The 15520-nt window shown below is 67.0% G+C and carries 14 protein-coding genes and 2 pseudogenes; 6 read left to right on the forward strand and 10 right to left on the reverse strand.

What is annotated here, in order from left to right:
* The 3 genes from OS124_RS0107965 to OS124_RS0107975 form a co-directional block, all read right to left on the reverse strand.
* The coding region (locus OS124_RS0107965) for a M24 family metallopeptidase (protein WP_010138964.1) at positions 1-980 on the reverse strand (980 nt) is incomplete at its 3' end.
* 74 nt (positions 981-1054) lie between these two features.
* Positions 1055-2644: an ABC transporter substrate-binding protein gene (locus tag OS124_RS0107970; protein WP_010138965.1), complete on the reverse strand. Its 1590-nt coding sequence runs from the start codon at positions 2642-2644 to the stop codon at positions 1055-1057.
* Positions 2645-2690: 46 nt separating this feature from the next.
* A complete protein-coding gene (locus OS124_RS0107975) occupies positions 2691-3302 on the reverse strand; it encodes a helix-turn-helix domain-containing protein (RefSeq protein WP_010138966.1) in 612 nt (203 codons plus the stop codon).
* Positions 3303-3447: 145 nt separating this feature from the next.
* Here OS124_RS0107975 and OS124_RS0107980 point away from each other — a divergent pair, with 145 nt between their 5' ends.
* Genes OS124_RS0107980 through OS124_RS0108000 form a run of 5 tightly spaced genes read left to right on the forward strand, consistent with a single transcriptional unit; the run spans position 3448 to position 7529 of the window.
* Complete coding sequence (locus tag OS124_RS0107980; protein WP_050900841.1) at positions 3448-4491, forward strand: ABC transporter permease; 1044 nt, start codon at positions 3448-3450, stop codon at positions 4489-4491.
* Positions 4491-5393 carry a nickel transporter permease gene (gene nikC, locus OS124_RS0107985; RefSeq protein WP_010138968.1) on the forward strand — a complete coding sequence of 301 codons (903 nt, stop codon included), beginning with the start codon at positions 4491-4493 and terminating at the stop codon, positions 5391-5393. The genes OS124_RS0107980 and nikC overlap by 1 nt, the downstream gene beginning before the upstream one ends.
* Positions 5390-6232, forward strand: coding sequence for an ABC transporter ATP-binding protein (locus OS124_RS0107990; RefSeq protein ID WP_010138969.1), 843 nt, complete (start codon positions 5390-5392; stop codon positions 6230-6232). Before nikC ends, OS124_RS0107990 begins: the two co-directional genes overlap by 4 nt.
* Positions 6229-7032, forward strand: coding sequence for an ABC transporter ATP-binding protein (locus tag OS124_RS0107995; protein WP_010138970.1), 804 nt, complete (start codon positions 6229-6231; stop codon positions 7030-7032). The genes OS124_RS0107990 and OS124_RS0107995 overlap by 4 nt, the downstream gene beginning before the upstream one ends.
* Positions 7029-7529: a GAF domain-containing protein gene (locus OS124_RS0108000; protein WP_010138971.1), complete on the forward strand. Its 501-nt coding sequence runs from the start codon at positions 7029-7031 to the stop codon at positions 7527-7529. The genes OS124_RS0107995 and OS124_RS0108000 overlap by 4 nt, the downstream gene beginning before the upstream one ends.
* 70 nt (positions 7530-7599) lie before the next feature.
* Here OS124_RS0108000 and OS124_RS0108005 read toward each other — a convergent pair whose 3' ends face one another.
* The 3 genes from OS124_RS0108005 to OS124_RS0108015 are packed head-to-tail and all read right to left on the reverse strand — an operon-like array spanning position 7600 to position 10662.
* Complete coding sequence (locus OS124_RS0108005) at positions 7600-8025, reverse strand: aconitase X swivel domain-containing protein (protein ID WP_010138972.1); 426 nt, start codon at positions 8023-8025, stop codon at positions 7600-7602.
* On the reverse strand, positions 8025-9296 hold the full coding sequence (locus OS124_RS0108010) for an aconitase X (RefSeq protein ID WP_010138973.1): 1272 nt from the start codon (positions 9294-9296) through the stop codon (positions 8025-8027). Before OS124_RS0108010 ends, OS124_RS0108005 begins: the two co-directional genes overlap by 1 nt.
* 19 nt (positions 9297-9315) lie before the next feature.
* Positions 9316-10662 (reverse strand): FAD-dependent oxidoreductase, encoded by a 1347-nt coding sequence (locus OS124_RS0108015; protein ID WP_010138974.1) that lies wholly within the window; start codon positions 10660-10662, stop codon positions 9316-9318.
* Between the two features lie 125 nt (positions 10663-10787).
* Here OS124_RS0108015 and OS124_RS0108020 point away from each other — a divergent pair, with 125 nt between their 5' ends.
* Positions 10788-11750 carry a LysR family transcriptional regulator gene (locus OS124_RS0108020; protein WP_010138975.1) on the forward strand — a complete coding sequence of 321 codons (963 nt, stop codon included), beginning with the start codon at positions 10788-10790 and terminating at the stop codon, positions 11748-11750.
* On the opposite strand, the pseudogene OS124_RS28335 reads toward OS124_RS0108020, so the two are convergent.
* The 4 genes and pseudogenes from OS124_RS28335 to OS124_RS0108040 all read right to left on the reverse strand — a co-directional run.
* Positions 11737-13052, reverse strand: a pseudogene (locus OS124_RS28335) (TRAP transporter large permease). The gene OS124_RS0108020 and the pseudogene OS124_RS28335 overlap by 14 nt on opposite strands.
* Positions 13049-13573 carry a TRAP transporter small permease gene (locus tag OS124_RS0108030; protein WP_010138976.1) on the reverse strand — a complete coding sequence of 175 codons (525 nt, stop codon included), beginning with the start codon at positions 13571-13573 and terminating at the stop codon, positions 13049-13051. Before OS124_RS0108030 ends, OS124_RS28335 begins: the two are co-directional and overlap by 4 nt.
* Positions 13574-13658: 85 nt before the next feature.
* Entirely contained in the window at positions 13659-14774 is a 1116-nt protein-coding gene (dctP, locus tag OS124_RS0108035) for a TRAP transporter substrate-binding protein DctP (protein WP_010138977.1), read from the reverse strand.
* 168 nt (positions 14775-14942) lie between these two features.
* Positions 14943-15520: pseudogene (locus OS124_RS0108040) on the reverse strand (dihydroxy-acid dehydratase domain-containing protein); the annotation flags it as partial.

Genomic DNA, 15520 nt, shown 5'->3' on the forward strand with positions numbered 1-15520 from the left:
ACATTGCCGACCTCCAGCACGCGGTCCGAGGTGCCGGTGATGTAGGGCTCTTCGTGGATGTCGATGCCCAGCCCGTGGCCGGTGCGGTGCAGGAAGCGATCGCCGTAGCCGCCTGCTGTGATCACGTCGCGCGCGGCCGCGTCGACGTCACGGGCCCGGGCCCCGGGTTTGGCGGCGGCAAGCGCGGCCTGCACGGCGGCCTCGACCAGATCGCGGACCTTGAGGAACTCGGCCTCCGGCTCGGGGCCGAACCAGCGGCAGCGGGTCATGTCCGAGGGATAGCCCTCGAGCACGCAGCCGGTGTCGATCAGCACGGCCATGTTCTCACCCAGGGCGGTGGCGCCGGGGTGGTGGTGCGGGAAGGCACCGTTGCCGCCGAAGCAGACCGAGCAGAAGGCGGTGGTCGCGCCCTTGGCCTTGTAATGCGCGCCGATCAGATCGACCACCTCGGCCTCGGTCATGCCGGGCTTCAGGGCGGCGAAGGCGGCCTCGACCGCGGCATCGTTGAGCAGATGCGCGGCCTTGATGCGGGCGGCCTCGCCTTCGTCCTTGCGGGTGCGCAGCAGGCCCACGGTGTCTTCCGAGAAGCGGCGGCGGGGGCTGTCCAGCGCATCGAGCAGGCGCAGGGCGAAATCGGCGCGCATGGTCTCGTCCAGCACCACCGAGAGGCCGGGGCGCAGGGCGTCGCAGTCCTTCAGCAGCGCGGCCAGCGCCGCCTCCGGGCCCTCGTCGTCGGACCATTTGTAGAGCGGCAGCGGCGTGGCCTCGGCGGCCATGGCGGCATTCAGCGCCGGCATCAGGAAGCCGGCGTGGCCGGCGCTGACCAGCAGCATGACGGGGCGTTCATCGCCATGCGGGCTGAGGCCGGTCAGCCAGACCATGTGGCTGGAGGGGCCGAGCACGACGAGATCGGTGCCGGTTTCGGCCATCCGGGCGCGCAGCCGCGCCAGACGCTCTTCGGCCTGCTTGAGATAGGGCATTCGGGTCTCCTGAGACGAAAGGGGCCGCCGGAGACCCGGCGACCCTTGGGGATTTCAGCGGACGGGGCGCAGGATCACTCCTTGTCGACCAGCCGGTAGTAGACGAAGTCCGAGGTGGCGCCGTTGACGTAGCCCAAGACATCCGCGCCCATGGCGACCTCGTAGGTGGCCTGGAACATGATCACGATGGGAGAGCTCTCCTGCACCTTGGCCTGAAGGTCGCGGTACATGTCCAGACGCGCTTCGGGATCGGCTTCCGACAGGGCGGCCATGGTTTCGGTGTTCAGCTCGTCCGGCACCGCCCAGGCGTTCCGCCAGGTGGTGGTGGCCTGGTAGTTGTCGTCCGAGTTGTCCGAGTTGTAGGCGAAGGCCTTGGCGTTGGAATGCGGGTCCATGAAGTCGGGGCCCCAGTACAGCAGCATCGCCTGGTGGGTCCGCTCACGGTACTTGGTGATCACCTGGGCGCCGGTGCCGGGCAGGATCTCGAACTCGATGCCCGCGTCGGCGAAGCTGGCCTGCAGAGACTGTGCCATGTCGGTGAAGGGGGCCGCGTTGATCACGTCCAGCGTCACTTCGATGGGGGTCTCGATACCGGCGTCGGCCAGGATCTGCTTGGCCTTCTCGGGATCATAGGTGAAGGGCGTCTCGTCGTAGGAGCCGGGGAAACCCTTCGGCCAGAAGGCCTGGTGGACCTCCATCTGACCCTTGATGATCGTGTCGGTCATGCCGGTGTAGTCGACCAGGTAGCGCGCGGCTTCCCAGACGGCGGGATCGGTCAGGCTGTCGGTCTTCTGGTTGAACGACAGGAAGTGGACGGCGGCCTGCGGGAAGGTCTCGACCTTGATGTCGTCGCCGGACAGCGAGGCGATCTGGTCGGGGGTCAGGTTGCGGGCCATGTCGATGTCGCCCTGCTCCAGCAGCAGCTGCTGGGTGGCGGCTTCGGCCACGTGGCGGATGATCACCTGGGACATCTCGGGCGCGCCCTTGAAGTAGTCCTCGTTGGCGGCCATGCGCACCATCTGACCGGGGGTGTAGGCGGTCAGCTCGAAGGGACCGGAGCCCGCCGAGTTGGCGTTCAGCCAGGCGTTGCCCATGTCACCGTCGACCTCATGCTCCATCACCAGCGCCTTGTCGACGATGGAGGCGGGGCGCGCGGCCAGGACGTTCAGCACGAAGGCGGGCGAGAAGTCGCCCTCGTATTTCACCGTGACCACGTTGCCTTCGGCGGTGATCATGTCGTCGACGTTCTCGGCCGTCCAGCCGAGCTGGGCGAGGATGAAGGCGGGCGTCAGGTTCAGCTTGATGACGCGGCTGAGCGAGAACAGCACGTCCTCGGCGGTCACCGGGTTGCCGGAGTTGAAGACCGCATCCTCACGCAGGGTGAAGGCGATGGTCTTGGCCTCGGCGTCGACCTCCCATTCGGTCGCGATGCCGGGGGCCAGCACGGTCGGGTCCTCGGCGTCGTATTGCACGAGGCGGTCATAGAGGTTGGTGACCAGCTCGCCCGAGGTGAACTCGTAGGCCTGGGCGGGGTCGATGGCGACGATGTCGTCGATGTTCTGCGCGATGACCAGCACGTCATCGGGCGTCTCGGCCAGGGCCGCGGTGCCGGCAAGCGGCAGCGCGAGGGCCGAGGCCAGCATGGCAGATTTCAGCATTTTCATCAGGCTCTCCTTGTTGGGTCTTGGGGTCTTGCCGGTCAGGCTTGGCTCAGGCTTCCAGTGGCGCCATTTCCGGCAGTTTCATCGCACCCCGGCGGTTCAGAACCGCAAGGGTGCCCGTCCAGAGGATCCGGGCGGGGTGATCGGTGGGGTTGGTCCAGGCATGGGGCCGCAGACCAGAGTAATGCAGGCTGTCGCCCACGGTCATGCGGATGGTCTGGCCATCCAGCGTCTGCTCGATCTCGCCCTCGAGGATGAAGATGATCTCTTCGCCCTCGTGGCTGACCTCTTCCGAGACATAGCCCGGCGGCACATGCAGGATGTAGCTGGACAGCTCGGCGCCGGGAAAATCCGTGGCGAGGTTCTCGTAGCCGATGGACGAGCCGTTCAGCGCGAACTGCGGTCGGGTCTCGGCGCGGGTCAGGCTTTCACGCGGGGCCGGGGCGGCGATGAAGTACTCAAGCCCCACATCCAGCCCGGCGGCGATCTGCGCCAGCGTCCCCAGCGACGGGGTGGCATTGTCGCGCTCGACCTGGCTGAGATAGCCCACGGAAACGCCTGCCGTGTCGCAGAGTGCCTGCAAAGTCAGCCCGAGCTGCTTGCGGCGCTTGCGGATCAGCGGCCCAAGCTGCGGCTCGGCTTTCTGCTTTTCCCGTGCCATGGCAGGCTCCCCCCCGGTTACTCCCTCGGACGCGTCGCGCCGAAACACTTGTCCCCACGCTACAAAAAAATTTTTACTATGGCAAAAAAATTTTGTAGCCTTGGTGGAAATCAAGAGACGAACGATGCCGGAGGAGGCAGGGACCTTGGCGACAGATGCAACATTGGCGAGGCGGGCAGGGCGCGGCCTCAGCGGGGTGGGCGGCTTTGTCGTCGTCACCGCGCTGACCTTCCTGGGCCTGCTGGCCATCACCTTCTTCATCGGGCGCGTGGTGCCCATCGACCCCGTGCTTTCGGTGGTTGGGGACCGGGCGACGCAGGCGCAATACGATGCGGCACGGATCGCCATGGGGCTGGACCGGCCGCTGGTGGTGCAGTTCCTCGACTACGTCTGGTCAGTGGCGCAGGGCGATCTGGGTAAGTCGATCTCGACCAACCGTCCCGTCGCGGACGACCTGCTGCGGGTCTTCCCGGCGACGCTGGAGATGGCCACGCTGGGCATCTTCATCGGCGTGGTGCTGGGCGTGCCCGCAGGGGTCTGGGCCGCCACCCGGCGCGGCGAATGGGTCGACCAGGTGATGCGGGTCTTCGCTCTGCTGGGGTATTCCGTGCCCGCCTTCTGGCTGGGCCTTGTCGGGCTGGCGATCTTCTATGCCGGGCTCGGCTGGGTCGCGGGTCCGGGGCGGCTGGACATCTTCTATGAGGGGCTGGTGCCTGCACGCACCAATGTCATGCTGATCGACGCCGCTCTGGCGGGCGACTGGGATGTCTTCTGGAACGCGCTGTCGCACCTCGTGCTGCCGGCCTCGATCCTCGGTTTCTTCTCGCTGGCCTTCATCGCGCGGATGACCCGCAGCTTCATGCTGGACCAGCTGGGACAGGAGTTCATCACCACCGCCCGCGTCAAGGGCGTGCCCGAGTGGCGGGTGATCTGGGTGCATGGCTTCAAGCCGATCCGCGTGCCGCTGATCACCGTCATCGGCCTGAGCTACGCCGCGCTGCTGGAAGGCTCGGTGATGATCGAGACCGTCTTCAGCTGGCCCGGGATCGGCAACTACCTGACCACGGCGCTGCTGAACGCCGACATGAACGCCGTGCTGGGGGCCACGCTGGTCATCGGTTCGGTCTTCATCCTGATCAACAAGATATCGGACGTGCTTTACCGCGTCCTCGACCCGAGGAGCCGCTGATGAGCACGAGAGACTGGCTGCTCGACGACAGCCCCGCAACCCTGCTGCAGGCCAACCTGGGCCGCGCCTGGCGGATGATGACCGCGCTGCTGCGCAACCCGCTGGCCGTGGCAGGCCTGCTGATCATCCTGCTGTTGCTGGCGACGGCGCTCTTCGCGCCCTGGATCGCGCCGGAAAGTCCCGTGGGGCAGAACCTGCAGGCGCGCCTGCTGCCGCCGTCGGCAGAACACTGGATGGGCACCGATGAACTGGGCCGCGACATCTTCAGCCGCGTCGTCTACGGTTCGCGGATCACGCTGATGATCGTGGCGCTCGTGGCCGTGATCTCGGCCCCGCTCGGGCTGATCATCGGCGCCGTCGCGGGCTATTTCGGCGGTTGGGTCGACCGCATCCTTATGGGCCTGACCGACGTCTTCCTGTCGCTGCCCAAGCTGATCCTGGCGCTGGCCTTCGTCGCCGCCCTCGGCCCCGGCATCGAGAACGCGATCATCGCCATCGCCATCACCGCCTGGCCCGCCTACGCCCGCATCGCGCGGGCCGAGACCCTGACCTTCCGCAATGCCGAGTACATCCAGGCGGTGCGGCTTGTCGGCGGCTCGCATTCGCGCATCATCTTCCGTCACGTGCTGCCGCTCTGCACCTCGTCGATGATCGTGCGGGTGACGCTGGATATGGCGGGCATCATCCTGACCGCCGCCGGTCTGGGCTTCCTTGGCCTCGGCGCGCAGCCGCCGCTGCCGGAATGGGGTGCCATGATCTCGCGCGGGCGGACCTTCATCCTGGATCAGTGGTGGGTCGCCACCATGCCGGGCTTCGCCATCATCCTCGTCTCGCTCGGCTTCTGCTTCCTGGGCGACGGGCTGCGCGACGTGCTGGACCCGAAACAGGGGGGCGAGAAATGACCGACGCACCGCTTCTGGAAATCGAGGACCTGCGGGTCAGCTTCGCCACCCCCAGGGGGCCGGTCGAGGTCGTGAAGGGCCTGAGCCTGAGCCTTGGCCGTGAGGAACGGCTGGGCATCGTCGGAGAAAGTGGTTCCGGCAAGTCGATGACGGGCCGCTCGATCCTGCGCCTGATCCGGGCGCCGGGCCGGCAGACGGCGAAGACCCTGCGCTTCGACGGGCTGGACCTGATGGCGCAGAGCAACCGCCAGATGCGCCAGATCCGTGGCGCGCGGATCTCGATGATCATGCAGGATCCGAAGTTCTCGCTGAACCCGGTGATGACCATCGGCCACCAGATCGCCGAGGCGTTGCAGGTGCATGAGAACCTGCCCCGACGCGACCTGCAGGCGCGGGTGATCGAGATGCTGAACTCGGTCCGCATCAACGACCCCGAGCGGGTGGCGAAGATGTATCCGCACGAGGTCTCGGGCGGCATGGGCCAGCGGGTGATGATCGCCATGATGCTGATCCCGCGCCCGCAACTGCTGATCGCGGATGAGCCGACCTCGGCGCTGGATGTCTCGGTGCAGGCACAGGTGCTGGACCTGATCGAAGAGCTTGTCACCGGCAACGGCATGGGCCTGATCCTGATCAGCCACGACCTGAACCTGGTGGCGCGCTACTGCGACCGCATCCTGGTGATGAACGGCGGCGAGGTGGTCGAGGCCTGCGCGGCCAGGGATCTGCACAAGGCCAGCCATCCCTACACGAAAGGTCTGCTGGCGGCACAGCCCCGCATGCAGGAAACCCGAGACGAGCTGCCGGTGCTGGACCGCAGCGCAGGAGCAGGCACATGAGCAGCCCCGAGACCCCGCAAGCAGCGATTTCCCTCAAGGATCTGGATATCTCCTACGGCAGCACCAAGGTGGTGCGTGACGTGAGCTTCGACGTGGCGACCGGCGAAAGCTTTGCGCTGGTCGGGGAGAGCGGCTCGGGCAAGTCGACGGTCCTGAAGGCCATCGCCGGGCTGGCGCCGGACTGGACCGGTGAGATCTCGGTGCTCGGCAAGCCGCGCGGCCATGGGACCGACCGGGCGTTCTCGGAAACCTGCCAGATGGTCTTTCAGGATCCCTATGCCTCGCTGCACCCCCGCAAGACCGTGGACACGGTGCTGTCCGAGCCGCTGGCGATCCACGGCATCGGCAAGCGCAGCGCGAAGGTGGTCGAGATGCTGGGCGCCGTCGGCCTTGACCAGCGCTTCCGCTTCCGCTTTCCGCACCAGCTGTCGGGCGGGCAGCGCCAGCGCGTCGCCATCGCGCGCGCCCTGATGCTGGAGCCCAAGGTCATGCTGCTGGACGAGCCGACCTCGGCGCTGGATGTCTCGGTGCAGGCCGAGATCCTCAACCTGCTGAAGCGGCTGCGCCGCGAACAGGGGCTGACCTACCTGATGGTCACCCACAACCTGCCGGTGGTCAGCTTCATGTGCGACCGCATGGCGGTGATGAACAAGGGCCGCATCGTCGAGATCGCCCCCAAGACCGCGCTCTATGACGGCAGCTTTGCCGATCCCTATACGCGCGACCTCTATGCCGCCTCGGGCGGCAACCCCGATGCCGATCCCGAGGGGACGGCATCCCACCTCAAGGACCCCGCATGACCGATACGACCCAGGCCCTGGCCGATTTCACCGACGCCCTTGCCGCCGCCACCAGCGAAGAGGCCGCCTTCGACGCGCTTTGTGCGCTGACCAAGGCCACCGTTGGCGCCAAGCTGTTCACCGTGATGACCTCGGACACCGACGCGATGATCTCGCGCCGGGCCTATACGGACGATCCGGTGAACTACCCGACTTCGGGCGAGAAGCCGATCGTGCTGAACCGCTGGTTCGAAACCGTGCTGACCCGGCAGGAAAGCTTCGTCTCGAACACCCTGGCCGATATCGACACCGTCTTCCCGGATGCCGAGCTGATCGGCAAGCTGGGCTGCGGCTCGGTCATCAACCTGCCCATCGTGCTGGGCGGCAAGGTCGTGGCGACGATGAACATCCTGCACGAAGAGGGCTACTACACCCCCGCGCGGGTCAGCCAGGTGCAGAGCCTGCTGCGCCTGCCCGCCATGGCCGCCAGCGCGGTGGCTGCCGGCCTGCGGGGCTGACCGGCACCCTGCAGTGAATTGGGGGCGGGCCATCCGGCGCCGCCCCCTTTGCCGTCCCTGGCAGGTGGTCTCAGCGCCGGGTGACCTCGACCGTGCCCGCATCGGCATCGACCACGACGTGATCGCCGGTGCGGATCGCGCTGAAGACATCGGCGTCGAAATCGGTCATCGCGGGCACCCGTGTCACCACGGCGCCAAGCGCCATCTTGGTGGTCATCCGGGTGAACAGCATGGCGGCCGGGGCCACCCCGTTGATCCGCGTCATGTGGAAGAAGGCCGACCAGCCGGACGAGCCCTTGGCCCCGGGGAAGACCAGGATCTTGCCGGCGAAGCTCTGCCCGACCAGCTCGTGCCGGCGCTCGATGATCGAGCCGTCGCGCTCGTTGATCCCGCCCCAGCCCGAGATCGTCTGGGTGGTGACAAGAGCCTCGCCCTCGACCCGGCCCGCGACCACGCCGCGGCCCCGGATCAGCAGGGGTGTCGTCAGGGTGCTCATCAGAAATCCCCTTTCCAGGTGCCGGTCAGACCGGCCTCGATGCAGGCCTCAAGGCTGCCGAACCAGCCCTGCACCTTGGCGATGGCGGGCAGGTAATGGGCCTGCTTGGCACTGTCGGTGGCGATGACGCGCACGCCCTCGGGCAGGCGGCGCGAGATGGCGGGGCAGGTGTCGGACATCACCTTGCCGCCTGCCGCCTCGATCCGCGCCACGTAGCCCGAGCGTTCGGCCACGGTGCGGATGGCGCGCGGAGTATGGACCCAGAGGGCGACGTCAGGGTGCAGCCGCTTGCCGTCCAGCAGATGCGCGATGCGGCCGACCTGCTCGATCGAGTTGTGCGGGCAGCCCAGCATGATGAAATCGACCTTGCGGTCCTCGGCGCTTTGCAGCGTGTCGTACATCTTCTTGCGCGCGGCGGCGTCGTAGACGTGGGACTCCTCGGCGCGGCTGGTGCCGAAGGCCTCCTCGGCACTGCGCGCCTCGGGGGTGTGGCCGGGGATGTGGTACATCTCGACCCCGCCGGAGGAGGCCGCGGCGGCGCCGAAGTGCTTCAGCTTCACCAGGTCGACGCCCGAAAGGTTGCCTTCCAGTACGGGGATGTTCTCTTCCACCATCTCGCCGGTGAAATAGCCCAGCAGGCCCCAGTCCAGCATCGAGCGCACGGGCACGTCGACGCGGATATGGCGATTGCCGTAGCGGTTTTCCGTCAGGTGGTAGCCCCAGTAGGGGATACGTCCGGTCAGCGCGGCGGCGCCGGTGCTTTCCTTGCCTTCCACATTGGTGCGCCCGCCGAGCGCGCCGTTGCAGTAGATCACCGCCGAGCTTTCCATCCAGGCGCAATGTTCGCCGAAGGTGGGCACGTTGCCGACCTGGTAGGGGGTGCAGGTGGCCATCAGGTTGACGCCGCGCTGGCCGACGAAGGCCTCGCTGGCGCGCTGCATCTCGATCATCTGCGGATCGGCGCCCTGCAGGGCCCAGTTCTGGTCGTCGATGCCGGTGATCAGCTGGCAGGTGCGCGCCGCCATCTGGGGGATCTCGACCGTCTTGTCGCTGTCGAGGTTCAGCCTGGAGAAGACTTCGGCCATGCCGTTCTCGGCGATCTTGCGGACAGAGGGGGTGGAGGCGTTGAAGGCGCCTGCCACGTTGTCGGTTTCCACCAGCCGCTCGGCGCCAAGGGCGTTGCCGTAGCGGATCAGCAGGTCCATGGCGGCGGCGACGGCCTCGCCGCCCGCGCCGTCGCGCATGGCCTTTTCGGTATCGGTAAGTTGCATGCTGCCTCTCCTTCGGGCCTCAGGAATTGGTCACGACGGAGGCCAGCTCCTTTTCGTCCCAGCGGAAGTGCTGGCGCTCGACGTTATCGGACACCCTGTTGCGCATGGCGTCCATGTCGATCTGGTGGGTGCTGCCGGTGCCGGCGAGGTCCAGCGCATGGGCGGCGGCCATGCCCATGGCGATGCATGGCCCCATGACGCGCACCGAGGACAGCGCGGCGCTGTCGGCGTCGATGCAGCGCCCGGCGGCGACGACGTTATGGCAGGCCTCGGGCACCAGGCTGCCAAGCGGGACGTAATGCACGTGATCCTGGTCGAAGACGATCCAGTGGTGGCCGTCGTCATGGTCGTGCAGCTCGATCGGCCAGGCGGTGCGGCCGATGGCATCGTCAAACTTCCTGCTCTCGCGGATCTCGTCCACGGTCAGGTGATGGCGGCCCTTGATCCAGCGGGTCTGGCGGATGCCCGGCAGCCCGAACGAGCGGATGCGGGACTGCCCGAAGCACTCAGGGAACTCTGCGCGCAGGAAGTCCACCGCGCGCATCGCCTGATCCTTGCCGTCCAGCGCGGCGGCCGAGGCGGCCACGGGCTCCAGCGGCGTTTCCACGTGGGTCATGTTCATCGCCGCGATGCCGCGCCCGGGGATGGTGAAGCCCAGCCCCTCGCGCCGGCGCAAGCCGTACTTGTCGCCCACCTCCTTCATCCGCGCGCCGATCAGGTCGCGGGTCGGCTGGGCGGCCTCGTTGATGTTCTCCATCACCACCATCTGGGTGCCGAAGACGCCGTTCTTGTCCGGCTCGCGACAGTCAAAGCCCGATTGCCAGACCAGCGCCGCATCGCCCGAGGCATCGACCCAGCCGGTGGCATCCACGTCCAGCGCGCCGTAGCGGGTCAGGAAATGGCCGCGCGTCACGCGCCCGCCCTCGACCTCGGTGCCGTTCAGCATGGCGCCCAGCACCACGGTGATCCCGGCGGCGAGGATGCTTTCCTCGACCCAGCGACCAAGGGCCACCTCGTCGTAATAGACCACGGTGGTGTTCGGCCCGTGGCGGTAGAAGAGGCCCTGGTTCTGCTTTTCAAGATATCCCAGCAGGTCATCGGCGATGCCATGGGTGAACTGGTAACCATGGGTGCCGTTGGAAAACAGCCCGCAAAAGGTCGCGATGATCGAGTTCACCGCCTGTCCGCCAAGGGCTGGCTGGCTGTCCACCAGCACCACCTTGCGGCCCAGCTTGGCGGCCTCGAGCGCGGCACTCACGCCCGAAATCCCGGCGCCGACGACGCAGATATCCGTGCTCAGACGCTCGACGGGACGCCCCGCGTCGCGGCGCACGATACGGGTGGCCGTGTTGAATTGATCGCTCATGGCGGTTGCTCCTCCCTCAGTAGTCGGGGCGAAGGTCGCACCCCGTTACCCTCGGAAACAGAACAGATTTACGCCTTTACCTTTTGCGTATTGCGAAAGACACTGGCGGCGGGAGAGGAGACCCAATGGATACCATCGACAACATGCGCGCCTTCCTGGCGGTGGTGCGCGCGGGCAGCTTTTCGGCGGCGGCCCGCAACCTGGATACCGTGCCCTCGGTGATCTCGAAGAAGGTCAACCGGCTGGAGGACCAGATCGGCGCGCCGCTGTTCATCCGCTCGACCCGCAAGCTTGAGCTGACCGAGACCGGCGAACAGGTGCATCCGCGTTTCCTGGCCATCGTCGCCGAGGTCACCGATGCCTTCGCCGACCTGCGCGCCCATGCCTCGCCCATGGGGGGCACGCTGCGGATCAAGTGCCCGACGACGCTCTGCGTGCTGCACTTCGGGCGCATCATCACCGAATTCCAGGCGGCCCACCCGGAGGCGCGCATCGACCTGGTGCTGATGGACCGTTCGGTGAACCCGATGGAAGAGGGCTTCGACATTGCCATCGGCGCCATCCCGACCTCTTACCCCAATGTCGAGGCGACGCCGCTGTGTCCCTATCCGCGCTCGACCGTCGCCTCGCCCGGCTACCTCGCGCAGGCGGGGGAGCTGAGCCACCCGCGCCACCTGCTGAACCACCACTGCCTGACCTTCCATCCCATAGGCTCGAACTGGGTGTTTGAAGGGAAGCAGGGGCCGGTGAGCGTCGAGATCAACTCTCATTTCTCGGTCAATGACAGCCAGGTGCTGGTCGAGGCGGCGCTGGCCGACCTGGGCGTGGCGGTGGTGGCCGATTACCTGGCGCGGGTGCATGTCGAACGGGGCAGCTTGAACCGCGTGCTGACCGACTATGCCATTCCGGATCTGTGGATTTCGGCCTGGGTGCCGGTGCAGCGCGCCAAGGATCCGCTGGTCATGGCGATGTGCGACTGGCTGCGCAATGCGGTGCAGCCCGAGGCGCCATGGGACCGCGAGTGGGCCCGGCGCGGCGCGGAAGGGGCGGCTACCTCGGCAGCCGCCCCCTTGCTTACATCCCGTTAGGCAGGAACAGCGAGATCTGCGGGAAGACCACCAGCAGGAACATGATGATCGCCTCGCAGGCCAGGAACCAGCCCACGCCGCGGAAGATGCGCCCCAGCGAGATCTCGTCTCCGACCACCGATTTCACCACGTAGACGTTGAAGCCGACAGGTGGGGTCAAGAGGCCGATCTCGATGAACTTCACCACGATCACGCCGACCCAGATCGGGTCCGCGCCGACGGCGTCGAACATCGGCTGCATCACCGGCAGCGACAGCAGCAGCACGCCCATCGGATCGAGGAACATGCCCAGGATCAGGTAGATCACCGAGGCGGCCAGGATCAGCATGTAGGGCGAGAGCTGCCAGCTTTCGATGGTGTTGCCAAGGAAGACAGGCAGGCCCGAGAGTGCCAGGAACTTGGTAAACATCACCGCGCCATAGGCCACGAAGAGCAGCGAGGCGGTGGTGGTCACGGCCTCCATGACCGAGGACCAGAGGACCTTGCCGGTCAGGCGGCGCTGGAACAGCGCGATGGCGCAGGCCAGCAGGGCGCCGCCTGCACCGGCCTCGGTCGGGGTGAAGATGCCGCCATAGAGTCCGCCGATGATGCCAAAGATCAGCACCAGCACCGGCCAGACCGGCAGCAGCGACTTCCAGCGCGCCTGCCACAGGGTGCCTTCTTCGGGGTCGATCTGCACCGGCGGTGCGATCTTCGGGTTCAGCTTGGCGCGGATGATGATCATCGCCGTGTAGACCGCCGCCGTCAGAATGCCGGGCAGCACCCCCGCACCAGCAGCTTGGTGATCGAGACCTCGGCGAAGACGCCGTAGATCACGAACATGATCGAGGGCGGGATCAGCGCGCCGAGCGTGCCCGCCGAGGCGACGACGCCGGCCGCGAGGCCCTTGTCGTAGCCTGCACGCAGCATCTCGGGGATGCCGAGGCGGCCCATGGTGGCCGCCGTGGCAACCGAAGAGCCCGAGGCAGCGGCGAAGCCGGCCGAGGCGAGGTTGGTGGCCACCGCCAGCCCGCCCGGCAGACGCGAGGCCCAGAGCCGCGCGGCCCGGAACAGCGCCACGGATATCCCCGAGTTATGGGCGATGGCCCCCATCAGGATGAACATCGGGATGGCCGAGAGGCTCCAGCTGGCGGCGACCTCGAAGGGGGTCTGCTCCATCACGTTCATCGCCACGCGCTCGTTGCGCAGGACGGTCAGGCCGACGACGGCGGCAACGCCGAGCGAGACGCCGATGGGAATGCGGATGGCGATCAGGACGAGAACGCCCAGAAGGCCCAGGGCTCCGATCAGGGGGGCACTCATTCCATCACCTCCATACGCTCGGCCTCGTCCGGGATCTCTCCGGTGATCGCGGCGCGGGCATCGCGCCAGGTTTGGATCAGCACGTAGATGGCCATGAACAGGAAGCCGGCGGGCACGATCCAGCGCGAGGGCCAGATCTCGATGAAGCCGGTGGCGGATTCCCAGGCCTCGCGGATGTGGGTCTTTTCGATGGCGATCTCGAAGAGCTTCCAGACGAAGAGGCCGACATAGGCCAGGGTCACGACGCCCGCGAAGGCGTCCAGCGCCTTCAGCTTTCGCTTTGGCAGATGCGAGGTGAAGAGCTCGACGATGATGTGGCCGCGCTGGCGCGAGATCCAGGCGATCGGCAGGAAGGCGAGGGCGACCATGTAGTAGGCCGAGACGACTTCGGTCGTGCCGATGAGGGGGTGGTGGAAGAAGGTGCGCGCGACGACGTCGGCACTGACATGCAGCATCATGATGATGACGAAGATGCAGGACACGGCGGTCGTCGCCTGCGCAACCCGATCGAGGTGTTTCATGGGTGTTGCGCCTTCGGGGCAATATGTCGGGATCAGGTCACCGGGGGCCGGGTCGGGCCCCCGGTGACAGATGGGCCGGGGATGGTCAGAGGGCCTCGGGGTCCAGCTTGGAATAGACCTCGCGGTTCAGGGCTTCGGTGAATTTCTCCACGTCGGTCCCGACCTCTTCGGAGATGGCGGCCCATTTCTCCAGCAGCTCGGTGTACTTGGCGAGCATCGCCTCGATGTCCTCGACGCCGACGGACCTGGCGACCTCGATGATCGCGGCCTCCTGCTCGACAACGCGGCGGTTCATGATGTCGGCAAAGTCCGCGCCGCCCTCGTGGAAGGTGATGCCCGCGTCCAGCGCCATGGCCTTGACCTCGGTGTCGATGTCGATCTGCGCGGTGATCGTGCCGACCGAAACCAGCTCGGCCGCATTGTCGATATGGGCCTTGCGCTGCTCGGGGGTCAGGTCGTTCCAGACGTCACGGTTCATGTACATCAGCAGCGGCGGACCGGCCATGCCGAGGGGGAATTCCATCACGTACTCGGTGATGTCCATGTAGCCGTAGTTGCGCAGCCAGGCCAGCGAGCCCATGACGCAGTCCACCACGCCGCGCTCCAGCGCCGAGGTCGCCTCGGCAGGGCTCATCGCGACGGGGGTGGCACCGGCCATCTTCATGATCTCGACGCCGCCGCCCGAGGCACGCACCTTGGTGCCCTTCAGGTCGGCCACGGTCGAGATGTCGGGCTTGCACATCAGCAGGTAGGGGGTGGTGTTGTATGCGCCAAAGGCCACGGCGTCGTTGCGCTTGTACTCGGCGCTGCACTCGGGGCAGTTGAGCAGGATCAGCTCGTTCATCGCGCCGGCGGTGCCGACCACGTCATTGCCCGCGACGGTGCGGGTGAAGATCGCGTTGGTGGCGGGCAGTTCGCGCGGCGTATAGGGCGCCATGGTGGTGCCCGCGTCGATCAGGTTGCCCGCGACCGCATCCACGGTGCCGGCGCCGGTGGCCAGCTGGCCGCCGGGAACGAGGGTCCACTCGATCTCCCCTCCGGTGGCCTCCTTCACCTTCTCGAAGTAATGGGGCAGCGAGATCGCGTTGGTCGAGGCATTGGCCCCCATCCAGCTGCCGTAAATCAGTTCCTTGGCCGTGGACGGCATCGCCGTCAGGGCCAGAGCTGCGGCGACGGCAGCCCCGATGATGGTCTGTTTCATGAATTCCTCCCTTGGTGCAGAGGGTCCGCAGACCCCTGACAAGTCATAGTCTAGAAGCGCCATTCCTCGCGAAACCACAGCAATTGATGCACAGATGCCTTCGCGATTTGGAAAAGATGGCGGCGCCGGTCTGTCGCGCGACGGGATGCACCGCCGCGCGACACTCGTTCAACCGCGTGGCGGGATCAGCACGGCGCCGCGCGACAGCGGCTCGACCTCGCCCTCGTATACCGAAAGCCAGCCGCGCTGGCCGGAATGGCCCACGGCGGGCAGGGCGGCGCGGCGCGCCTCCATCTCGGCGGCGTCCATGTCGACGTCGACCCGCCGGGCCAGCACGTCGATGGTGATCAGGTCGCCGTCGCGCACCAGCCCCAGGGGGCCGCCTCCATGCGCTTCGGGGGTGACCTCGCCGACCACCAGCCCCTTGTTCACCAGGCCCGAAAGCTGCCCGTCGGTGACCACCGCCACGTCCTCGCCCAGGCCCGCGCCCTCGATGGCGAAGACCACGCGCGAGGCCATGCCCATGCCCGGCCCGCCGCGCACCCCGAGGCCGCGCAGCACCAGCACGTCCCCGGCCCTGACCTTGCCCGCCTTAAGCCCCTCGATGGCGTCGACGGGGTTGCTGAAGCAGACCGCCGGGCCGGTGACCTTCAGCTTGCGGTCATAGCGCAGGCCCAGCTTGATGATGCCGGTGTCGGGCGCGAGGTTGCCGCGCACCATGACGATCGCCGGCTTGTCCGACAGCG

The organism is Oceanicola sp. S124 (genome assembly GCF_000220565.1).
Classification (GTDB): domain Bacteria; phylum Pseudomonadota; class Alphaproteobacteria; order Rhodobacterales; family Rhodobacteraceae; genus Pseudooceanicola.